Annotated in this window: 30 protein-coding genes; 22 read left to right on the top strand and 8 right to left on the bottom strand. The window is 40.9% G+C overall.

Going from position 1 to position 21,276, the window contains the following annotated elements:
- Positions 1–23 precede the first annotated feature (23 nt).
- Positions 24–422, bottom strand: coding sequence for a DNA sulfur modification protein DndE (gene dndE / locus FD725_RS08775; protein WP_179047767.1), 399 nt, complete (start codon positions 420–422; stop codon positions 24–26).
- 109 nt (positions 423–531) lie between these two features.
- Here dndE and FD725_RS08770 point away from each other — a divergent pair, with 109 nt between their 5' ends.
- On the top strand, positions 532–897 hold the full coding sequence (locus FD725_RS08770) for a four helix bundle protein (RefSeq protein WP_179047766.1): 366 nt from the start codon (positions 532–534) through the stop codon (positions 895–897).
- Positions 898–1,056: 159 nt separating this feature from the next.
- On the opposite strand, the gene dndD is transcribed toward FD725_RS08770, so the two are convergent.
- The 3 genes from dndD to FD725_RS08755 all read right to left on the bottom strand — a co-directional run bounded on the left by dndD (position 1,057) and on the right by FD725_RS08755 (position 4,239).
- Entirely contained in the window at positions 1,057–3,042 is a 1,986-nt protein-coding gene (gene dndD / locus FD725_RS08765) for a DNA sulfur modification protein DndD (protein WP_179047765.1), read from the bottom strand.
- 318 nt (positions 3,043–3,360) lie between these two features.
- On the bottom strand, positions 3,361–3,810 hold the full coding sequence (gene tnpA / locus FD725_RS08760) for an IS200/IS605 family transposase (RefSeq protein WP_179047764.1): 450 nt from the start codon (positions 3,808–3,810) through the stop codon (positions 3,361–3,363).
- Between the two features lie 162 nt (positions 3,811–3,972).
- A complete protein-coding gene (locus FD725_RS08755) occupies positions 3,973–4,239 on the bottom strand; it encodes a hypothetical protein (RefSeq protein WP_179047763.1) in 267 nt (88 codons plus the stop codon).
- 121 nt (positions 4,240–4,360) lie between these two features.
- Here FD725_RS08755 and FD725_RS08750 point away from each other — a divergent pair, with 121 nt between their 5' ends.
- On the top strand, positions 4,361–4,606 hold the full coding sequence (locus FD725_RS08750) for a helix-turn-helix transcriptional regulator (protein ID WP_179047762.1): 246 nt from the start codon (positions 4,361–4,363) through the stop codon (positions 4,604–4,606).
- Here FD725_RS08750 and dndC read toward each other — a convergent pair.
- Complete coding sequence (gene dndC, locus FD725_RS08745) at positions 4,603–6,270, bottom strand: DNA phosphorothioation system sulfurtransferase DndC (RefSeq protein ID WP_179047761.1); 1,668 nt, start codon at positions 6,268–6,270, stop codon at positions 4,603–4,605. The genes FD725_RS08750 and dndC overlap by 4 nt on opposite strands.
- Before the next feature lie 154 nt (positions 6,271–6,424).
- Between dndC and FD725_RS08740 the strand changes: the two genes are divergently transcribed.
- The 3 genes from FD725_RS08740 (at position 6,425) to FD725_RS32410 (ending at position 8,855) form a co-directional block, all read left to right on the top strand.
- Positions 6,425–8,023: a DGQHR domain-containing protein gene (locus FD725_RS08740; RefSeq protein WP_179047760.1), complete on the top strand. Its 1,599-nt coding sequence runs from the start codon at positions 6,425–6,427 to the stop codon at positions 8,021–8,023.
- A 107-nt stretch (positions 8,024–8,130) separates the two neighbouring features.
- Positions 8,131–8,460: a DNA sulfur modification protein DndB gene (locus FD725_RS32415; RefSeq protein ID WP_256871877.1), complete on the top strand. Its 330-nt coding sequence runs from the start codon at positions 8,131–8,133 to the stop codon at positions 8,458–8,460.
- A 2-nt stretch (positions 8,461–8,462) separates the two neighbouring features.
- Positions 8,463–8,855, top strand: coding sequence for a DNA sulfur modification protein DndB (locus FD725_RS32410; protein WP_256871949.1), 393 nt, complete (start codon positions 8,463–8,465; stop codon positions 8,853–8,855).
- A gap of 28 nt (positions 8,856–8,883) precedes the next feature.
- Here FD725_RS32410 and FD725_RS08730 read toward each other — a convergent pair whose 3' ends face one another.
- Positions 8,884–9,357, bottom strand: coding sequence for a DNA phosphorothioation-associated protein 4 (locus FD725_RS08730; protein WP_179047759.1), 474 nt, complete (start codon positions 9,355–9,357; stop codon positions 8,884–8,886).
- Positions 9,358–9,542: 185 nt separating this feature from the next.
- Complete coding sequence (locus tag FD725_RS08725; protein WP_179047758.1) at positions 9,543–10,217, bottom strand: cadmium resistance transporter; 675 nt, start codon at positions 10,215–10,217, stop codon at positions 9,543–9,545.
- Between the two features lie 673 nt (positions 10,218–10,890).
- On the opposite strand from FD725_RS08725, the gene FD725_RS32405 reads away from it, so the two are divergent.
- The 5 genes from FD725_RS32405 (at position 10,891) to FD725_RS08705 (ending at position 13,808) form a co-directional block, all read left to right on the top strand.
- Positions 10,891–11,013 carry a hypothetical protein gene (locus FD725_RS32405; protein ID WP_256871876.1) on the top strand — a complete coding sequence of 41 codons (123 nt, stop codon included), beginning with the start codon at positions 10,891–10,893 and terminating at the stop codon, positions 11,011–11,013.
- Between the two features lie 60 nt (positions 11,014–11,073).
- Positions 11,074–11,532, top strand: coding sequence for a pentapeptide repeat-containing protein (locus tag FD725_RS08720; protein WP_179047757.1), 459 nt, complete (start codon positions 11,074–11,076; stop codon positions 11,530–11,532).
- Positions 11,533–11,803: 271 nt separating this feature from the next.
- Complete coding sequence (locus FD725_RS08715) at positions 11,804–12,631, top strand: ABC transporter permease (RefSeq protein ID WP_179047756.1); 828 nt, start codon at positions 11,804–11,806, stop codon at positions 12,629–12,631.
- An 83-nt stretch (positions 12,632–12,714) separates the two neighbouring features.
- Positions 12,715–13,173 carry a hypothetical protein gene (locus FD725_RS08710; protein WP_179047755.1) on the top strand — a complete coding sequence of 153 codons (459 nt, stop codon included), beginning with the start codon at positions 12,715–12,717 and terminating at the stop codon, positions 13,171–13,173.
- A 161-nt stretch (positions 13,174–13,334) separates the two neighbouring features.
- Positions 13,335–13,808: a GNAT family N-acetyltransferase gene (locus tag FD725_RS08705; RefSeq protein WP_179047754.1), complete on the top strand. Its 474-nt coding sequence runs from the start codon at positions 13,335–13,337 to the stop codon at positions 13,806–13,808.
- Positions 13,809–13,953: 145 nt separating this feature from the next.
- Here FD725_RS08705 and FD725_RS08700 read toward each other — a convergent pair whose 3' ends face one another.
- Positions 13,954–14,442, bottom strand: a complete 489-nt coding sequence (locus FD725_RS08700) for an NAD(P)H-quinone oxidoreductase subunit N (protein ID WP_179047753.1) — start codon at positions 14,440–14,442, stop codon at positions 13,954–13,956.
- A gap of 897 nt (positions 14,443–15,339) precedes the next feature.
- On the opposite strand from FD725_RS08700, the gene rplC reads away from it, so the two are divergent.
- From rplC to rplX, 12 genes are all read left to right on the top strand, one after another.
- The gene (rplC, locus tag FD725_RS08695; protein ID WP_179047752.1) at positions 15,340–15,975 is read left to right on the top strand and encodes a 50S ribosomal protein L3; all 636 of its coding nucleotides are present in this window, start codon (positions 15,340–15,342) and stop codon (positions 15,973–15,975) included.
- Between the two features lie 77 nt (positions 15,976–16,052).
- Complete coding sequence (gene rplD, locus FD725_RS08690; protein WP_179047751.1) at positions 16,053–16,685, top strand: 50S ribosomal protein L4; 633 nt, start codon at positions 16,053–16,055, stop codon at positions 16,683–16,685.
- Positions 16,678–16,992 (top strand): 50S ribosomal protein L23, encoded by a 315-nt coding sequence (locus FD725_RS08685; protein WP_179047750.1) that lies wholly within the window; start codon positions 16,678–16,680, stop codon positions 16,990–16,992. The genes rplD and FD725_RS08685 overlap by 8 nt, the downstream gene beginning before the upstream one ends.
- A 6-nt stretch (positions 16,993–16,998) precedes the next feature.
- Positions 16,999–17,862: a 50S ribosomal protein L2 gene (rplB, locus tag FD725_RS08680; protein WP_179047749.1), complete on the top strand. Its 864-nt coding sequence runs from the start codon at positions 16,999–17,001 to the stop codon at positions 17,860–17,862.
- Between the two features lie 103 nt (positions 17,863–17,965).
- Positions 17,966–18,244 (top strand): 30S ribosomal protein S19, encoded by a 279-nt coding sequence (gene rpsS, locus FD725_RS08675; protein WP_179047748.1) that lies wholly within the window; start codon positions 17,966–17,968, stop codon positions 18,242–18,244.
- 84 nt (positions 18,245–18,328) lie between these two features.
- Positions 18,329–18,688, top strand: coding sequence for a 50S ribosomal protein L22 (gene rplV, locus FD725_RS08670; RefSeq protein ID WP_179047747.1), 360 nt, complete (start codon positions 18,329–18,331; stop codon positions 18,686–18,688).
- A gap of 49 nt (positions 18,689–18,737) precedes the next feature.
- Positions 18,738–19,493: a 30S ribosomal protein S3 gene (gene rpsC / locus FD725_RS08665; RefSeq protein ID WP_179047746.1), complete on the top strand. Its 756-nt coding sequence runs from the start codon at positions 18,738–18,740 to the stop codon at positions 19,491–19,493.
- Between the two features lie 81 nt (positions 19,494–19,574).
- Positions 19,575–20,000: a 50S ribosomal protein L16 gene (gene rplP / locus FD725_RS08660; RefSeq protein ID WP_179047745.1), complete on the top strand. Its 426-nt coding sequence runs from the start codon at positions 19,575–19,577 to the stop codon at positions 19,998–20,000.
- 3 nt (positions 20,001–20,003) lie between these two features.
- Entirely contained in the window at positions 20,004–20,231 is a 228-nt protein-coding gene (gene rpmC, locus FD725_RS08655; protein ID WP_179047744.1) for a 50S ribosomal protein L29, read from the top strand.
- A gap of 6 nt (positions 20,232–20,237) precedes the next feature.
- Positions 20,238–20,492, top strand: coding sequence for a 30S ribosomal protein S17 (gene rpsQ, locus FD725_RS08650; RefSeq protein ID WP_179047743.1), 255 nt, complete (start codon positions 20,238–20,240; stop codon positions 20,490–20,492).
- Between the two features lie 38 nt (positions 20,493–20,530).
- Positions 20,531–20,899: a 50S ribosomal protein L14 gene (gene rplN, locus FD725_RS08645; RefSeq protein WP_179047742.1), complete on the top strand. Its 369-nt coding sequence runs from the start codon at positions 20,531–20,533 to the stop codon at positions 20,897–20,899.
- Positions 20,899–21,249, top strand: coding sequence for a 50S ribosomal protein L24 (gene rplX / locus FD725_RS08640; protein WP_179047741.1), 351 nt, complete (start codon positions 20,899–20,901; stop codon positions 21,247–21,249). Before rplN ends, rplX begins: the two co-directional genes overlap by 1 nt.
- Positions 21,250–21,276: the final 27 nt, after the last annotated feature.

Raw genomic sequence — 21,276 nt, 5'->3', positions numbered from 1 at the left:
ATGCGTAATTAAGAAACCTATTACTAAACATTTTTTCCATCTTTTAGGGCGATGTCGATTAAATCTTCAATTTTCTTGATATTTGGATCACCTGCTAAATAACCAATACCACGATGTAAATGTAGGCGAAATTGAGTTACTAAGGTTTCCTGGTCTGTAGAATAACCATCATTGTGACAGCGTTGCTTGAGGGCGAGGAGGAGAATATCAGACATTTCCCCACCAAAAACACGCCAAGTCATCTCCACATTGCTATCTTGAGGAATTGGTACGGGTGAAGGTGGAGTTTGTTCGGCGAGGGAACGACAAAAAGCCCAACGACAGAGAATATTCCATTGGTCAATTTTGGTGTTACGTCGCAGTTTTAATAATTGGTCTTTAGCCGTTTGAGAAAGTTTAATTCTTTCGATAGGAAATTCCATAGTAATTCGTAATTCGTAATTCGTAATTGGTAATTATTTTTTTTAGAGCAAGACTTTTGTTTTACTTAAGGATTTGGGAAAAATATAAGTTATGACTTAGAAGAAAATTATGGTGACTAACATTAGTATTACTGATATAACTAAAAGTTTTGCCATTAGAATTGTTAAAGCTTGTCATTTTTTAGATGAAAGACCTGGAGTTTATCGCATATTGTCTAAACAGTTGCTTCGTTCTGGGACTTCAATTGATGCAAATGTGCGAGAAGCACAATCTGCACAGTCTCATAAAGATTTTATCAATAAATTGGAAATTGCTTTAAAAGAAGCACGAGAAACCCAATTCTGGTTAGAAATCTTAATTGAATCAGAACTAGTAGAAAAACAAAAATTTCAGCTACTTCTCCAAGAAGCCAACGAGATTGGCAAGATTCTAGTTACATCTACAAAAAAACTCAAATATAGGAATCCGACGTGATAATTCAAATTACTTGATTAAGTAAACAACAGGATCATAAGTGGCAAATCGCACTTAGATTTCATGCGTAAACTCAGTCTAAATTACGAATTACATAGGTGCAAGCCTACTCTTCGAGAACGCCTTACGGCGAACCCGTACGGTATTACGAATTACGAATTACCAAAAGTATTTGTTTTCTACTACCGTTGTTTGACGAGTAGCTGAATTATATTTTAAGAGATACTCACGAGCGATCGCTTCATTTTCTCGGAGTGTTTCTACTTCTTGTTTACCAATTTCAGTGTCGGTGGAAAGGAGAATTACTTGATGACTAGCTGATGGAAAGTAACGTTCTATTAAGTTTTGGCGGTGAGAAGAGTCCAGTCTACCAAGAGGTGTATCGATAGCTACTGGTAAACGCAGTCCAGAAACTTTGGCGAGTCCCCAAAGAAAAGCGATCGCCAAGAGTTGTTTTTCTCCTGCTGACAAACGATGTTTAGGAACTGGTTGACCCTCAAAATCGAATAAAGATAGAGCAAAGGTCTTAGTATCAATAGCAACGCGAAATACTAAGTCAGATTTATGTAGTAAGTAGAGGAAACAATTCTTCACTTCCTCCTCTAATTTATTGAGTTTTCGTAGGGTTAATTTTTCTCGAAAAACTTTAAGTGTTTCTTGGACTTTAGAGGCTGAGTTAATAATATGCTCTCTATTTTTATGGTCTATATTTTTATCAGTAAAATCTTTTAATTCTTTTTTCGTTATTTCAATTGTATCCGTTAATTTTGCTAATTTTTGGTGAGTTATTTCATAATTTGCTTTAGCTTGTACAACTTCATTTTGTGCTGTGTCCACAGCATCGCGCAGCTTTTGATAAGCTTCTGGTTCTGCTGCTGTCTGTACTTGTCTTTCTAAGGTAATAATTTCTTCTTCTAGATTCTTGAGATTATCTAACTTCTGTTTTGCTATATTGCGAGCATTTTGTAAATGATATCTCACATTATCTAATTGACTTAAACTTTCCTCATCAGCTAATAGCCAAGGTGCTTCGGCTTGGGAAGAATCTGTATATAAACTATCAAGATCATCAACTAAAAAAGATTGGATTTTATCAATTTTTGTGGGGGCGATCGCTAATTGCCTCAGCCAACTTAATAAACGTTGATCTCGCTCTAATAAAACATCTCTAGCTAATTGTATCTGTTGATTCCGAAATTCCTTTGTTCCCTGTGCTTGTACCTGACTTAATAAATTAGGAATTAACGCTAAAGGTAAAATATCAGCAGCTAATTCACACAACGACTGCCGAACTATTTCTAATGCAGTAGTTTTTTCCTTTTGTTTTTCTTCTAACTGACTGCGTTCAGCAGCAATTTTACCACCATCAGATACGAATTTATCTAAAGCTACTTGTTGAATAGTCTCTAATTCAGCAATTTGATTTTTAAAATTAGCTAATTTCTTTTCTGTTGACTGATAATCTTCTTGCTGTTGTAATAACTTTTTTTCGATTTCGTCTAAGTTAGCTAAATCTTTAATATCAGCCATCTCTTTCCGCTTGCGATTGACTAAAACCTCCAAATCAATTGCTAATTTATCTGCCAATTCTAGCCCTAAAAGCCCCCGAATAGCTTCAATAACTATTTGTGGTGGTAATTCTTGCTCCGCCAGTTCCTTAACTTGCTCACCATCAAATAAAAATAAATTAGAAATCCCTAAAGGCAGGAGATTTTCTATATAGTCATCCCAAATATTTACTAAAGACTCTGGCCATGTATCATTATCCCCTAAAATTCCTAGTGTATCTTTACCATCTTTAGGATTTTTTTCCCAATAGCGTACAATCCGATATTTAATTGGCTTATCGTTTTCGATATGTTCAAATAGTAATTCAATTCGGGTTTTCTCAGCAGGATTTGCTTTACTGTTAACACATTGATTTAAAAAATCACTATAGCTCAAATTACCACGAGTAGAGCATTGAGCGCGTTGTCCATATAATGCCAGACGAATAGCATCCATCAAAGTAGTTTTTCCGCCACCATTCATACCACCTAACAGAATAATTGGGCGAAGATTTTCCTCGGTTCTTGGGTCAAGATTGATTACTTGTTTGCCACAGTAAGGGCCGAAATTTTCTAATACGAGTTCTAGAAATATCATTTGTCTTTATAGATAAAATATGGGGGCAAAAGGTATACTTCTAACTTGCACATTTTGGAAGTGGGAGGCTCATATGTTGCACTAGGCGACTGGAAGTCGCGGCTACACAGGCAAAACCCGCCTGCGCGGGTTTCAAACCCTTGATTTTGTGTTAGTCCGCGTAGACGGCCTACCCTCCGGGTTCCGCCTTAGCGGTACGTTTGTATAGCCAAGCCACTGCGTTGTGAAGACACTGCGTTGTGGGAGTTCCCCCCATTGTCGCAAGTGGCGTGCGATTTCTAATCGCTAGGGCTAGGTGTAAGATGTGAGTATGGGCAATCATTCCGGGTGAATTTTATTCGCCTTTACGTTGGTGTCAGGTAAATTTAATTCCCATGTAGAAATAACAGATTTTTGTTGATGATGAATAGCCTGATTCCTGATATAGTGAGCAACATTATCAATCGCATCATAACTAACTGTAAAAGCCGCATAACTACCTTGCCATTTAAAAAAATCACTAGTTTTAACTTCATTGTTTATAAAGTGAGAAGAACTGCCCTTAATCTGCTTAATTAAATCAGACACGCTAACAGTTACCGGAAAACCTATTAATAGATGAATATGATCTTCAATGCCACCAATCGCAATAACAGTACATTTTAACTGTTCACATTCTCGAATAATTGCTGCATAAACTAACCTTTGAATCTCAGGTGTGATAAGAGGTAATCTATCCCAAGTTGCCCAGACATAATGTAAATAAAGTTGCGTGAAATTTGCTCTCATTTCTCTTCAATCTCTCAAGATGAGTTTTCAACTCATTTATCTTCAACCCGCGCAGGCGGGTTTTGCCTGTGTAGCCGCGATTTCTAATCGCCAGAATATTAATTGTCCATCGATTTTATCTTCAACCCGCGCAGGCGGGTTTTGCCTGTGTAGCCGCGATTTCTAATCGCCCGGTATATTTGTTGAAATATGACGAATCAAAATACTCATAACTTCACCACGGTTAGAACTAGGTAATAAAGGACTCCATTCATTAACTTCGGCAAAACCAAGTTTGTATAAAGTGAGAATTGTATTGTTAACTCCTCTTTTGGAACCATAAATTACTACTTTCACAGACTCTCTATCTGGCGTTGTTTCTCTGGAATCTTTGCTGGAAACAAGCAGTGCGGTTGTTTGAGAATTCTCTGCTAAAAAGCTTGTACTCATTGAAATCTACCTGTTTGTTGGTAATCTGTGTTGTTACCTATTGGCAACAACACTATCTTACACCTTTAGTTACCGATGGGTAACATTTACTCTGTTATAAGCCTTTGACACAATCAAAGGCATGGGAAAAGCAGGAAAAGCACTCAAACAAGTGTTAGAAATCTACGGCATTAGCCAAAACAAGTTAGCAGTGACAATGGGAACAGGACGGCCAAACGTTCACCGTTGGGTGAATGAAATTAGAGATCCTGTTGCTGATACACTGTTAGAAATTCGTGATGCACTCAAGAAAATTAATCCCGCAGCAGCAGAGGAGTTTATCAGGTTGTACTTAGGAGATGCCAAAGATGATAATGAGCAAGCTTAAAGCTTTGTCTGTTTATTTTTAAATTTCACATTTGCCCACGTCTTTGCATTGTCATCAGATTTTGTAGTATTTTTTGTATCAATTTGTGTATTAGGTGTACTTATTTGTTCCTCTGGGACAACAAAATCTGCTAAAGTTAGCTGTCTAACTTTTTCTCTAACTGTTGTAATATCACCTTGACTAACAGCTTCTCTTAAATCACGTTTTAAATGAGCATTTTTAATTGCTTCTTCAGCAGAACGGGAACTAGTATTAAAACATTTTTCTAAGGTGTCGTAGATTCCTACACGCTTTGTTTTCTTACGAAATTGCCATTCTGTGCTTAAAAGTTTTGACACAAGTTCCAAGTGCATATTATCATCAGCACAGATTTCTTCTAACACAGCCCATTCATCGCTACCCAACAAATTAAGGTCTGCACCGGGACGCGGGTCTTTAAATTTTTCACCAGTTACTTCTTGATAAATGCGTGGTAAGCTGTCATCAAACTCATGTCTTTCTTCTAGCCAGATGCGGCGAATTTCGCTAAGTTCTTCTGTAGAAATCAGAGTAATATCGCGCATATTTTCTGGTGCTGTTTGGCGGATTTGTTTTTCGACTCTCAGTAATTTTCTCAGCCAATCTTCCCGCGCTTCTTTAAGATAGGGGCCAGGAATTGGTTCAATAGATATTTCACTCTCTAAGTTACGTTCATACAGTTGAACATCTCCATTTCTGCGGCGAAAATCACGGCGATCGCGTGTTTCTTCTGCATCTAATTCCTTCCGAAAATCAAGTAGAGGTTGCATCCACTCTTTTTCTTCATCATTTTGAATCATAGCTGCTAGAGATTTATCCTGGCTGACTAGGGTACAAACCCAGCATCCAAAACGAGAGCTACCACAGCTTGGAGTAGAAGTATCAACTACTAAGGGACATTCATTATCAGCAGAAGCACCCCGATAAATAGCAAATAAATCTTTATTGCTATATCCCCAAGGATTTTCCCACTGCATTAAATAAATCCAAACTTCATCATTTTGCCAGTCTTCAATAGGGCTGTAAACTAGAGAGTTTGGCAAATTCATGTTAGGACTTAGGCGATCGCGTACCCGCATAGCTTCTAATTTTTTCATTCTGCTAGCGCGTCTTGTGCTTTCTGCTTTGCGAGTTCCCAGCACAACAATAGCTTCTCCACTAGCTCGAATTACATCACGTATAAAGCGATTCGAGGGATTAATTTTCAGACGTTCTGTACACCAACGGAATTTACCTCTTGGTGCTGGATAACCTTTCCCTATCAAACCCACCCAAAATGTTTCTTTAAAATCTGGCTGTAATAAATGAGGTTCAAATGGTAATCCTTGCGCTTGGGCTTCTAATTTCATTTGTTGTAGAGAATTTCGCACCCAAGCTGCAACAATAGGATTTTCTACCAGTGTGTCTGTAGTAATGACGTAGATTGTTTTAGTCCGTTTTTCTGGTGAGAGTCCAGCGATCGCATTCCAGATCAGCTGTAAAGTCGCCGTGCTATCCTTACCACCGGAATAACCAACAACCCAGGGTATTGCATCTAAACAATACAATTCTTGAATTTCAGTGGTAAGAACTTGGATATACTCTACCAACTCTGCTACAGTACGTGTCTGCTGACCTTTATTTTCTGGTTGTTGTGCTTCAGTCATTGCTTCTTACCTCTGGACATTTGGGCGTTACGGCTTTTTTACCTCAGCGTATGGAATGCGAGGGTTCCCAAAAAGTTTTTAAAAACTGATTTATTAGTATCTAACTTTTTGGATAATATAGCTACCTTACAAGACCAAGTTTTTAAAAATTAATATGAGAGACATTTCATCTGGACCAACTGCTGATATTGCTAGAGAGTACCTAGAGAGAGAAAACACGGAAAAAGAGGTACTAGCTTTACTTTTAGAGAAATTTTTAGAAAAGAAAGACCAAATTCTTGTACAAAAAACTGAGATGGGTGGAAGTGAAGCTTATGTAGGTTCTGTCACCTTAGAATGGTTTGCAGGCCGAGTTCATTTTGCTTCTGGTTTACCTCTGCTACAAAAAAAGTACAATCCTGAGACTGGTAACATCGAAATTGATGCGGATAGTATCGATGAAATTCAACAACGTCCTGTTGACTGGTCGCGTCAAGCACCCTTGGTTCAGTATTTAGCTGCGAGAAAAAATCATAAGTTTCCAGCAGTGCTAGTAGTAATTAACCAACCTTGGGTGGATAACCCTAAAGCATCTGAGTGGGATAGTGAAGAACGCGCCACAAAATCTACTACAGATTTTACACCTCTAGATAAAGATGGTAAGGTCGGCTTACTCAATATTTCTGAAGAAAATGTCACCATTTATGCCCTAGATGGTCAACATCGGCTGATGGGAGTTCAAGGTTTAATGGAGTTAATTAAAACTGGTAAACTCCAGCGATACAAAAAAGATAAAACTGCTGATGATAGTTTTATTACGATGTCAGATTTATTAGAGCAATATCAAGTAGATCCTACTTATTTACAAAGCTTACCTAAAGAAAAAATTGGTATTGAGTTTATTTGTGCAGTGAACGCTGGGGAGACTCGCAACCAAGCTAGAAGAAGAGTCAGGTCGATTTTTGTCCATGTCAACTTGATGGCTGCACCTTTAACTAAAGGTCAGTTAGCACAGTTAAATGAAGATGATGGTTTTGCGATTGTAGCTAGAAAAATTGCTGTGACTCATCCACTTTTGGAACAGCGTGCAAATCGTAACCCGCGTGTTAATTGGAACAGTGCAACTGTCGCGGCAAACTCTACAGTTTTGACGACACTGCAAGCGCTACAAGATATGTCTGAGCGATATTTAGGTCAAAAATTCCCACACTGGAAACCATTGGAAAAAGGTTTAATTCCTATGCGTCCAGAAGATGAAGAAATTGAGCAGGGAATTGAGGAATTTAAAAAGCTTTTTGATAATTTGGCTAATTTGCCTAGTTATAAAATTTTAGAACATGAAGATACCCCTGTTTTGCGAAGATTTAGTTTTGAAAAGGGAGGCGGTGAAGCAAATATACTTTTCCGTCCTGTAGCCCAAGTTGCTTTAGCACAAGCTTTAGGATTTTTAGTATTTAAAAAAGGTTTTTCGATCACCAGTGTTTTTAAAAAGTTGCGAAAGTTTGACCAACAAGGCGGTTTTACTGGTATGGAATATCCTCAATCTCTTTGGTATGGGGTTTTGTATGACCCTAATAAAAAGCGAGTGCAGGTTTCTGGAAAGGATTTGGCAGCAAAGTTATTAATTTATATTTTAGGTGGGATTGAAGATTCAATGGAACGTGCTGAACTTCGTAAGGCTTTAGCTAATGCTAGAACTGTGGAAAATAAAACAATTAGCTTTGATGGTGAATTTGTCGATGCAAAAGTTGTAGGGCTTCCACTGCTGATATGAGTTACAGACTCTAACAAGAAAATTTCATTAGGGTTTTCACTGATTACAAACCGCTTAAAAACAGCATAGTATAATAAATACTTGGCTTAAATTATACAGACGCTTTTATGGTTAACGTAAATCAGGATAGTGCTAATACCGTTTCACCAGAAATTCAAGGTGGATTTACTGCTTCTCTTGAACCTGTTTTTTCTAAATATCATCGTGAGCGCTGCTATCCAGCGCTAATTTTTAGGCAGGGCAAGCGTACTATGTTACAAATAAATGTACCTGCTGGCGATTTTCCAGCGCTTTTAGTAGCAAAACCTGCTACTGACGATGATCCCGAATCAGGTAAACAACGTCCAGAAATTCCAGGCCATGCTGATGACATCAAAAACTATATTATAGAGCAAGTCCAAAAGAACAAAATTCTGAACTTCAAGACAATGATGTAGAAATTTTATCTAATGCTTTAGCTAATTGTCTCAATAAGTTTTTCTTTGAGTGCAATGATACAAGGTATATTTCTGAAGCAGATGTAAATACTTTAACTTCTAGCGAGTTAAAGAGATTTAAAGATGAATGTCTATTAGGTGTAAGTGTTGGACTCGAAGTTCTGGGTCGTTTGCTTCACTTTACTTATGACAAAAATAGAAATTATTTTGATGAAGCAAAAATTTCTCAACTCGCACAGATAGGTTGGACTAAAAATAACGAAATATGGGTAAATAATTTAATTAGGTTAGACCAGAATCCTAAAAATCCGAATAAGCCTTACAAACTTTCTACTGGTGCAAATGCAGTGATTGATGGAGTGAGAAGAGTAAAAGATAAATTAGGATGGGTATAAAAATACTCCTATTAAAAATAGTCTAATTCTAAGAGAGGAATTTTGTGAGATCAAATTCCTCTTCTTTTTCATCTTTGTGAGTTCGTTCATAACTAAGAAATAATAAAATTCGCTCTAAATAATCAACGGCTCCACGTAATTCATTTTGTAATATCTCTAGCCCTCCATTAGCATATTCTTCAAAAACTTGGTTACGTAAAGTTTCATATTCTTCTTCATAAATAGATAAGATATTGATATCCTGAGTTTCTGTCATTCCTAATAATTTAATCACAACATCATTTCCTACTGAAGCAAAATATTCTAGCCTGATTGGCGATGGTTCTCGTTTAGAAATTTCCCCCAAAGATACACGCTTTTTATGCTTTGCGCCTAAAGCTGCGGCAAATACAATCACATCAGCGAAGGTTTGAAAAGGGCCTGTACCACCATCGGAAGAGGTTAACGCTTTCACTAAATCTGCTTTATCTTTAGCAACCCTGATTCTGCCAGTTTCAGCCATTGACTTAAATATATACTTTGTAGTTATGATACCCGAAAGCCGCAAGCGATCGCACCTTTACACCGCATCATTTTATACTAGTAACAACAAACAACTGCACTCTGTTGACTATTCACAGAGTCAACAGGGTAAATAAATAATGCAGTCATCATCAGTAGTAAAATTCTGTGTAGTGGTTCTGAAAACTAACGAGAAAACATGGCGATCGCTCGTAAAAGTTGATAAGATTCACTCTTAATCAGTATGGAGCATCCCAACCAAATTAAAACTAAGGGAAAGACTTTACGACCATAGCGTGCTAAAACGGGAGCCATCAGAGGATTTCGAGTCATATTGTATGACATGAAGCACCATACACCCACTGTCAAATAGCAGACACACAAAATTACACCCAAACTTGGGAGATTGCTACTAGCAAACAATGGTACATAAATCCCAATATTATTACCACCATTGGCAATAGTAACGGCGGATACACGGTAAGTTTGTGGATCGCGTAGAGTTGCCCACAAAGATTTACGATGGCGATAAGATGTCTGAGAACCAGGAAAGTCTACTGTTACCGCTTGTACTGTATCTTCTTCTTGTTCTCGTGTCAGCAGATGATTGATCCCAATAGCGATAGGTAGAAAACCTAGCAACCCCACCCAAGCAGTCGGTAATATTAACCCACCTAAAAAACCAGGCAGGCTAGCAACTACTAATGCAGTGAATCCAATAAACTCACCCAGAATCACATTCATGGGACGAAAGTGACGATTGACTTTGCCAAAAAAAGCAGTCAAATATAAGTTGTCATCAAAAGTAGTGGCAAAAGCTGTAGAGATGCCAATAATAATTGTAGTAGTTAGCCAATTCATGTTCGTTGCTTAAGGTAATAAATGCCCCAATGTCAGGAGAACTCAGAGGGAATTGCCATCAATAAAATTGATGTTGTTTGTTTGCAAGTAAGGTACCTTAGCCGCGCATGAATTAGATATTAATACTGACTACCCAATAAAATCAAATCTTCTTTTTTCTTAAAACGATAAATAAAATTTATGATGCAGAGCAATCAACTCAACTACGAGCATAGACGAAAACTCTATGCTATTTTTAGATGTCATGAACTCGAATGCAGATATTCTTAGCGATCGCCTGCCCATTATTACAACAAACCAAAAATCCCCAGTCAAAAGTAAGAATACTTAATATTATGTACTTTTATTTCATTTCCCAGCATTAAGAAATCGACTACGAGATATCTGCGGTTGAATCATAAATCTAGAGGCTGGTATTTTTACGGTTTAAAACTCCGTGACACTCATCGCATCCATCACTTACCTTTAGAGGGTGTTGGAAAAGTTTCAGTAGGTATAAAAATGTCATTCTGACTGGAGCGGAGCGTCAGGAAGAATCCAGGTTTTGTGGCACATACCGTGATGTTTCATTCCGCTACGCTGCATTCAACATGACAAAGAAACAGACTTTTCCAACGTCCTCTTAGATGGTTTCACAACTCCTGATCATTAATCAAAATTAGGGGGAGTATTTTTGCCTAATACTTTAGATATAAAAGCGAGAAAATCAGAATCCATCTTACGTCTAGATTTATCTCAACATCCTCACAAATTATCAGCAACTTGTGCTTTAAATCAACATTCTCTAGAAATTTAGTGAGATAATAGAATCGTGAGGAAAAGAACGGACGCTAATTAACTAGAAAGGGGAAAAATTATGAAACTCAAGCTATTAGCAGCTCTAGCCTTAGCAACTCCCCTATTTTTGGCTAACTCAGTGAAAGCTGGGAATCCGCAAGACCTACAAAGGTTATTATCAACTGGGGAATGTATTGGGTGTAATCTATCAGGCATGAACCTCAGTGGCGCTCATCTAATTGGTGCTGATTTACGAGGCTCAAATTTGGCTGGGGCTAACCTCTCTGGTGCTAACCTCGAAGGCGCTGACTTAACAGACGCTAACTTAAAACGTGCTAACTTAACTTCAGCCTACCTAACCAACGTCAACTTTAAAAAAGCTAATCTGAATGGGGCAAACTTGACTCGCGCCCATGTATACGACTCCAACGTTTATGGTGCATCAATGGAGGATCTCAACATCACCGATGCAGAAATTTACAACACTGCAATTGGTATTGGTGGCGAAGATGGTCAACAAATCCCTGACTGGGATTAGGCTGAACTAATTAAGCTCTCTTTGAGAAACACAAATGGGGTGGGTAAGTTTTAGTGATCAAAAGTTGGGTATTAACACCCACCCCAAAAAATATTGAGATAGCACCTGATTTGTAAAAAGTTTAAAGATGAAAAACCCCGACTCCTCGCTGAAGTCGGGGTTTTGCTTTCTTACCTGAGGATGATAGGAGATGATTATTCTGCATACCTATTGAGATATCAAAAAATGTAAAGTAATATTTACAACGATTCTCATACCTGACTCAACAAAAGTGACATCTCAACAAATTTTCATCTGGAGTAAAAAGTTTAAAACTTCACAACTACCAATTCTCTTAACAGATAGCCTCACTATTTTTTGGGGAGATTGGTTAGATTTACGGGTGCGAGTAGCCCAAGTAGCTGCTTCTGGATTAATATCTCCACTGATATATATATTGGCTTTCGGTCTAGGTTTGGGTAACTCAATTAGACCTGGTTCTGCTATCAGTGGGAATTACGATAACTATTTAGAATTTATCCTACCGGGTATGGTAGCATTATCATCCATGACCATTAGCTTTGGTGGGACGACATTCTCCATTTGTGGAGATAGATTATTTAGCAAAACCTTTGAAGAATTATTACTCACACCCATACATCCTTTAGCGCTGCACATTGGGAAAATGCTGGCGGGAGTTGTCAGAGGGTTAATGACTTCAGGTTCAGTAATTTTAGTAGCCCTACTATTAACAGGCAATTGGCACTTTCTTCATCCCTTGTTTTTACTTTTACTAGTATTAAACTGTGCAGTATTTGCCGGATTAGGTGTAATTGTTGGGTTATCAGTGCGATCGCTCGAATCAGTGGGACTGTACAATAACTTTGTGATTATCCCTATGTCCTTTTTAGGCGCGACATTCTTTGACCCCAGTACACTACCACCAGTATTCAAAGTCGTAGTTTACTTATTGCCACTAACTTACACCAGTATAGGCTTACGTGCTGTCGCACATTTACCCTTATCTCAATTTCCTTGGTATAGCATACCTATATTGTTAATTGTAGCGATCGCCCTTTCTTTATGGGGTAGCGATAAATTTGCCCACCAACAAGACTAGCAACAAACAAAGATTTTCAAAGTTTCTCTCTTCCTCGTCCCACAAAACGTTAATCTGACTGGGTAAGTGGATAAAAACCAACAATGACTCAGACTTCTAACATTCGCCAGTTGTTAACCGATGTCAAACTAGGGTTACTACCTCATCTCGACCAACGCTTAAAAGACATCGAAGCCACCCTTAAACAGCAAGGAAATCTCCAACTACTGCCTTATGATGTCCAATTTGGCGACTGTAATACTGTAGCAGCCAACGAACCCAGACCAGCAATTACCCAGTCAATCTCTCTGAGATTTTTTCTCATTGGTAGTATTCAAGATAAATTAGAACTTTTACTTATCGCTTCCGAACTCCAAAACGACATCGATGCCATAATTTTCGGCTGGAGTAACCGCGAATGGCATCAGTTTGAGAAACCCTTAAAGCGTCCAGTCACAAAAATTACAGGCGGCTCAAATTATGCAGTCCTAGAAGATCCTGTTGATTCCTGTCGTATTACTCTTTACCGAGAATTTGACTTAATCTACCCAGTCAGCTTTTGAAAAGTAAATAAGTAGTTGGACATAATTAAATTCTTATGTAGAGATAGGGAACAGGTTACAGGTTACAGGAAATAACTTGTGTAATTAATTCTGTCTGATTACTTATAGCAATTCCCAATTACAGATGTCTACTCTAGCTTTTCCTTGCGTTTCCAGAACTTATGCTGATTCGTTCTGCTACACCAGCTGATGTCCCCGCAGTATTACCAATGGTTGCTAAAATTTGTGCATTACATGAATCTTGGGATGCTGCCAAGTATGGTTTTCTCACTCATCCAGAGAAACGTTATGAAAATTGGTTAACAAGATTAGCAAATCAAGAACGCAGTGTATTTCTAGTCGCTGACAATCAAGGACAACTAGTAGCTTTTGTCGCGGCGACAGTCGAGCAAGAAATACCCATTTATCGGACAAAAGAATTTGGATTTATCCACGATATTTGGGTTGAACCGGAATATCGTCAACAAGGAATTGCCAAGCAAATAGTAGAAATGACAATCACTCGCTTTGAAGACATAGGAGTTCAGCAAATTCGTTTAGATACGGCTGCTGCTAACGAAGCCGCCCGTAAATTATTTACAGCTTGTGGTTTCCGACTCAGTACGATGGAAATGCTCATCGAATTACCAAACTAACTTTTGGCGTATTCAATCAAAAAATTAGACGATCGCCCCTTGCTAAAAATTTCGCCAAAGCGATCGCCTAAAATTGAGTAATGAGTCATGAGTGCTGAGTGCTGAGTTGTGATTTTTCTTCTCTCCCCAGTCCCAAGTCCCCAAACTACACAGCCTGATATGTAGCCGAGAGAGTAGCTGTAAGCGGTTGCCAACGGAAAGTGCGATCGCCGCCTCTTTCCACTACTACTTTCACTTTTGGTTCTAAGCTAGGTAAGTTGGTCAAAAACTCAACTTCTTGATCAGACAAGATATGTCCTTCAATAATCCACAACACCAACCCTTTAGACTTGGGTGGTAATTGTGCTAGCTGATAGCTAACAATTGGGGGTAAATAATACACTTCACCCACAGCTGCGCCACTACCAGTACTTTTTTTACCCAAATGGGGAGGTCTTACACCATGAACTCCTGTGAGATAAGCCGCAACATCGCCTAGTCCTCTAGCAGTGAATTGCACAGTTGTATAACCAGCCGCCCGCAACCGCCGCCGATATCGACCTTCAAAACCCCCTTCCAGAGGTACAAAAACGCCTAAAGATCCAAATTTCTCTAGATCGCGAATCAACCCGTTACCAGTGGTAATTAGTGCCATAGATTTTTTTGGATTTTTGTCCTATCCCACTTCGATATCTCTATTATTGACCCTGGAGTGATAGATTAAGTTAGCTCAAGATACTTATGCTTGAGATAAACTCTACTCAATCGTGCCAAATTCAGCATCTATCACAAAAGCCCAAAATTATTCTCTAGATATTATAGACAGCTACTACTAGATGGTTTATAATTTTAGATTGTGACCAAAATAGCTGATTAGCATATAGACCAGCACCTCAGTTGGTGTCAGCCTCAAGAACTGACAAACTAATTTCTAGCAAGAAATTAATTTAACTGAAACTGTGCAAACACTGCTAAACTAGAAAAGCTTTTTGGTCAAACAAGTGTTGATGGACAAAACAAGAGTCCATCATCCCGTGGCTATAATCACTCCTATAGTCGTGAAAAAGCAATTCAAGCCTGAGAACAATCGGTTTGACTTGTAGAGTGAAGTAGAAACTGAGCAGTGATGTTGGTTTAATAGCATTGAACTAGCCTCGGTTACAGGATACTGAGTAGCAAGAGCTGCTTAAGTCCACTACAATATGGCAGTAACCCAGAATCGGGATACCCGTTAGCGTTATTGCTACCAGAAAGTGCCTAAGCGATCGCTTGGACGAAGCGACGTTGCACAAAGCGCAAAGCTCTAAAGCATTGCCTTAACAGCAAAAGTTATTCCTTCAACAGAAGGTACTTATAGCTGTTCTGGTGACTAAGTGAGTCCAACTAAATAGATTCACAAAACAGTAAAGACACCGCCTGTTGTGTCCGGTATATCTGTGAGTGGCTATTTCCGCTTGCAGATTCCAGGTTTCGTCCGTACTTCACCGGAATTACGCAGTGTGTCACAAAAGCCCATTTCCAGGTCAGCAAGTAGAAAGGAGAGCCAGTTATTGTGTCTGTAGGCATTCTCGGCACCAAGCTGGGCATGACCCAAGTCTTCGATGAAGCAGGAGTCGCCATTCCTGTCACAGTCGTCCAAATAGGGCCATGCGTTGTTACACAAGTCAAAACAAAGCAAACCGACGGTTACGCCGCCATCCAAGTTGGTTATGGCACAGTCAAACCAAAAGCGCTCAACAAGCCCTCACTTGGTCACTTAGCCAAATCATCAGCGCCCCCACTGAAGCATTTGCAAGAGTATCGCACAGCTAGTTCTGGCGATTACACTCTCGGTCAAGAGATTAAAGTAGATATTTTTAGTGCAGGTGAACTGGTAGACGTAGTCGGTACAAGTATCGGTCGTGGCTTTGCAGGTAACCAAAAACGCAACAACTTCGGACGTGGGCCGATGTCACATGGTTCCAAAAACCATAGAGCGCCCGGTTCCATCGGTGCAGGGACAACACCAGGTCGTGTCTATCCAGGTAAGCGGATGGCAGGGCGTTTGGGTGGTACTCGTGTCACCATTCGCAAATTAACCGTAGTCCGTGTCGATGCGGAACGTAACTTATTACTAATTAAAGGAGCTGTTCCTGGTAAACCAGGGGCATTACTCAGTATTGTACCTGCCAAAAAAGTTGGAAAGTAGTCAAAAGTCACCAGTTAATACTCCAGTGTTACTGACAAATGACAACCGACAACTAACAACTGACAAAGGACAAAAAAATGGTTGAGAGTGTAGTAAAAAATTGGCAAGGAGAGCAAGTCGGACAAAAGCAGTTCGAGTTGAAAGTTGCCAGAGAAGAAACGGCGGCGCATATTGTACACCGCGCCCTAGTTAGACAGCAGACAAACGCTCGTCAAGGAACTGCCAGCACCAAAACTCGTTCAGAAGTGAGAGGTGGTGGACGTAAACCTTGGAGACAAAAAGGTACTGGTCGCGCCCGTGCGGGTTCCATTCGTTCACCCCTATGGCGTGGTGGTGGTGTGATCTTTGGCCCCAAACCCAGAGATTTTAATTTAAAACTGAACCGCAAAGAAAGACGTTTAGCACTGCGGACAGCATTTGTCAGCCGGATAGACGACTTAATTGTGGTAGAAGAATTTACCAACGAGCTAGCCCGTCCCAAAACTAAAGACTTAGTTGCAGCCATGACTCGTTGGGGCGTTGAACCAGAAAGTAAAGCGCTGTTAATTTTGGCAGAGTTTCCCGAAAACGTGTATTTATCAGCCCGTAACATCGAGAAACTCAAACTGATTGCGGCTGACCAACTCAACGTTTACGATTTGCTCCACGCTGACAAAATTATCGTCACCACATCAGCCCTAGAAAAAATTCAGGAGGTCTACAGTGACTAGGTTTGACCCCCGCAACCTGCCCGATTTAATCCGTCGCCCCATCTTGACAGAAAAAGCGACAATCCTGATGGAGCAAAACAAATACACATTTGAAGTCACTCCCAAGTCTAGCAAACCGCAAATTAAAGCGGCCATTGAAGACTTATTTCAGGTGAAAGTTGTCAAAGTCAATACAGCCTTACCACCACGTCGCAAAAAGCGTGTCGGTAAATTCATTGGCTTTAAGCCCCAATATAAAAAAGCGATCGTCACCATCGCCCCTGGGGATGTAGAGAAAGTCAGACAAGTCCTATTCCCAGAGGTATAAAATATCATGGGTACTCGTTCTTATCGCCCTTATACCCCCAGTACTCGCCAGGTTACCATTTCTGACTTCGCAGAAATTACCAAAACCGAGCCAGAAAAGTCACTGACGGTATACAAACACAGGGCCAAAGGTCGCAACAACCAAGGTAGAATCACCAGCCGCCGTCGTGGTGGTGGTCATAAGCGACTGTATCGGATTATTGACTTTAAAAGAGATAAACGCAGTATTCCCGCAGTAGTCACTGCCATAGAATACGATCCGAACCGCAATGCGCGGATTGCCTTACTGACCTATGAAGATGGGGAAAAACGGTACATCCTCCATCCCAATGGCATCAAGGTAGGAGCCAAGATTCTGGCTGGACCAGAATCGCCCATTGAAGATGGTAATGCCTTGCCCCTAGCAAATATTCCCTTGGGTACAAGCGTCCACAACGTAGAATTAACTGCTGGTAAAGGCGGTCAAATTGTGCGGGCTGCTGGTGCAACCGCCCAAGTTGTCGCCAAAGAAGGTAATTACGTCACCCTGAAGTTACCTTCCGGAGAAGTGCGGATGATCCGCCGGGAATGCTACGCCACCATCGGTCAAGTCGGCAACACTGAATTCAGAAACTTGAGTGCAGGTAAAGCCGGTAGAAATCGCTGGAAAGGTCGCCGCCCCAAAGTTAGAGGTAGCGTCATGAACCCAGTAGACCATCCCCACGGTGGTGGTGAGGGTAGAGCGCCCATTGGGAGATCCGGGCCTGTCACACCTTGGGGTAAACCAACTTTGGGTGCGAAAACACGCAAACCCAAGAAAGCTAGCAGCAGGTTAATTGTGCGCCGTCGTCGTAAATCTTCTAAACGTGGACGTGGTGGACGGGAGTCTTAATTAGTGATGAGTGATGAGTGATGAGTAATGAGTAGCATGACTAAACTTAAAGCTCGAAACTCCCAACTTCAACTCAAAATGTAAACTCAAAACTTTCTGAATTATGGGTCGTTCTCTAAAAAAAGGTCCTTTTGTAGCCGATCATTTACTCAGCAAAATTGAAAAGTTAAACGAAAGAAACGAGAAGCAAGTGATTAAAACTTGGTCACGAGCTTCGACAATTTTGCCTCAAATGGTGGGTCATACTATTGCCGTTCACAACGGCAGACAACACGTGCCAGTTTTTGTCAGCGACCAAATGGTAGGACATAAGCTGGGAGAATTTGCTCCTACGCGCACCTACAGAGGCCATGGCAAATCTGATAAGAAAGCAGGTAGATAGTCAACAGTCCAAAGTCAAGAGTCAACAGTCTCAAGTAACAACTAATGACTAATGACTATTGACTATTGACTAAAGGAGAAAATTATGGCTACTGACACTAAAGAAGTAAAAGCGATCGCTCGGTTTATCCGGATGTCTCCCTTTAAAGTGCGTCGTGTACTTGACCAAATCCGGGGGCGTTCCTACCGTGAAGCGCTCATAATCTTGGAATTTATGCCCTATCGATCCACTGAACCAGTTTTAACTTTACTCCGCAGTGCTGCGGCTAACGCCGAGCATAACGCGGGTTTAGATCGGACTGAATTAGTGATTACTCAAGCCTTTGCTGATCAAGGTCCCGTCCTCAAACGGTTCCAACCCAGAGCGCAAGGTAGAGCCTACCAAATTCGCAAACCAACGTGTCATATCACCTTGGCTGTGGCTGCTAGTGCCGACGCTAAATAAGTCCTAGACAAAAAATTACGTAAAGTAAGAAATTTTAGAGGCAGCATTTGTGGGACAGAAAATTCACCCAGTAGGCTTTCGCCTGGGAATTACACAAGAACATCAATCGCGTTGGTTTGCCGAACCTAGCCGCTATCCAGAACTACTACAAGAAGATCACAAACTTCGTCAATATATAGAACAAAAACTGGGTAGACTCGCGCAAAATAACGCAGGTATTTCCGAAGTCCGCATTGAGCGTAAAGCAGACCAAATCGATCTAGAAGTCCGCACGGCTCGCCCTGGTGTCGTTGTCGGTCGGGGTGGACAAGGTATTGAAGCCTTACGTACAGGACTACAAACGCTTTTGGGTGGGACTCGCCAAATCCGCATCAACGTAGTTGAAGTGCAACGAGTTGATGCTGATGCCTACTTAATTGCTGAGTATATTGCTCAACAATTAGAACGCCGGGTTTCTTTCCGGCGAGTTGTCCGACAAGCAATTCAACGCGCCCAAAAAGCTGGTATCCAAGGTATCAAAATCCAAGTTAGCGGTCGCCTCAACGGTGCAGAAATTGCCCGGACAGAGTGGACAAGAGAAGGTAGAGTACCTCTACACACCTTACGAGCTGACATTGACTACTCTTACTGCACAGCCAAAACCGTTTACGGCATTCTGGGGATTAAAGTTTGGGTATTCAAAGGAGAAATCATTCCTGGACAGGAAGTGGCTACACCCCAACCTACAGGACGTGAACGTGAACCACGTCGTCGTCAACAACAACGCCGCCGTCAGCAGTTTGAAGACCGTTCTAATGAAGGGTAATAGCTCATGGGTAATGGGTAATAGGAAAAAACACTAATTACCAATTACCAATTACCAATTACCAATTACCAATGACAAACCATGTTAAGTCCTAGAAGAACTAAATTCCGCAAACAACAACGCGGACGGATGGGTGGACTCGCCCATCGTGGCAGCACCCTCAACTTTGGAGATTTTGCCCTCCAAGCCCAAGAGCCAGCTTGGATTACCTCCCGCCAAATCGAGGCTTCCCGTCGGGCTATGACTCGTTATATCCGCCGGGGTGGCAAAATCTGGATTCGGATTTTCCCAGATAAGCCAGTCACCATGCGCCCAGCAGAAACTCGGATGGGTTCTGGTAAAGGTTCCCCAGAGTTTTGGGTAGCTGTGGTTAAGCCAGGCCGGATTTTATTTGAAATCGCTGGTGTAACCGAAGAAATTGCGCGAGAAGCGATGCGTCTTGCAGCATTCAAGCTGCCGATCAAAACCAAGTTTGTTGTACGTTCTCAAGTAGAGGAGCAAGAGTAGATTATGCCTCTTCCCAAAATTTCAGAAGCAAGAGAACTAACTGACGAGAAACTAGTTGAGGAAATAGTTGCTGTCAAAAAACAACTGTTTCAGTTGCGCTTGCAAAAAGCCACTAGACAATTAGAAAAACCTCACCTATTCCGTCACGCCCGTCATCGCCTAGCCCAACTATTAACAGTAGAAGGAGAACGGAAACGGGCAGCAAGTCAACAGCCTCAAGAAGAAAAGTAGGAGCTTATGGCAATCAAAGAACGAGTTGGCTTGGTAGTGAGCGACAAAATGCAAAAAACTGTGGTAGTTGCCATAGAAAATCGCTCTCCCCATCCCAAATACGGCAAGATTGTAGTTAAAACTCGGCGCTATAAAGCCCACGATGAAGAGAATAAATGCAAAGTGGGCGATCGCGTCCGCATTCAGGAAACTAGACCCCTGAGTAAAACTAAGCGCTGGCAAGTTGCAGAAATTCTCAACACCAAAGCCACAATTAAATAGTTGTTATTTTTGTAACAACTGTACAAGGGAGACCAATTGTGATTCAACCCCAAACCTATCTCAATGTCGCTGATAATAGCGGCGCTCGTAAACTGATGTGTATCCGTGTCTTAGGTGCGGGTAATAGACGGTACGGTTTCATTGGCGACAGAATTATTGCTGTTGTCAAAGATGCTACCCCCAACATGGCTGTAAAAAAATCCGATGTTGTGGAAGCTGTGATTGTCCGCACCCGCCATCACATCGGTCGTGATAGCGGTATGAGTATCCGCTTTGATGATAACGCCGCCGTCATCATCAACAAAGACGGTAACCCCAGAGGCACACGGGTATTTGGCCCAGTAGCCCGGGAACTGCGCGACAAAAACTTCACCAAAATCGTTTCTCTGGCTCCGGAGGTGCTGTAATGGCAGGCAAAAAGGACGAACCCAAATTTTACAAAATGCACGTCAAAACTGGTGACACAGTGCAGATTATTGCTGGCAAAGACAAAGGGAAAGTTGGTGAAATCATCAAAGCTTTACCCCAACTAAGCAAAGTCATTGTCAAAGGTGTCAACATTAAAACTAAGCACGTCAAACCCCGTCAAGAAGGGGAATCTGGACAAATTGTGACCCAGGAAGCTCCCATTCACAGTTCCAACGTCATGCTTTACTCCACCAAGCAAAACGTCGCTAGTCGTGTCTGCTACACCTTCACCGCAGAAGGGAAGAAAGTCAGGAAACTCAAGAAAACTGGGGAAATTCTTGATAGTTAAATGAAAAAGCAAAAGGCAAAAGGCAAA

Origin of the sequence: Nostoc sp. TCL26-01, assembly GCF_013393945.1 — a bacterium.
Lineage (GTDB): Bacteria > Cyanobacteriota > Cyanobacteriia > Cyanobacteriales > Nostocaceae > Trichormus.
This window is presented reverse-complemented; position numbering and strand designations above follow the sequence as displayed.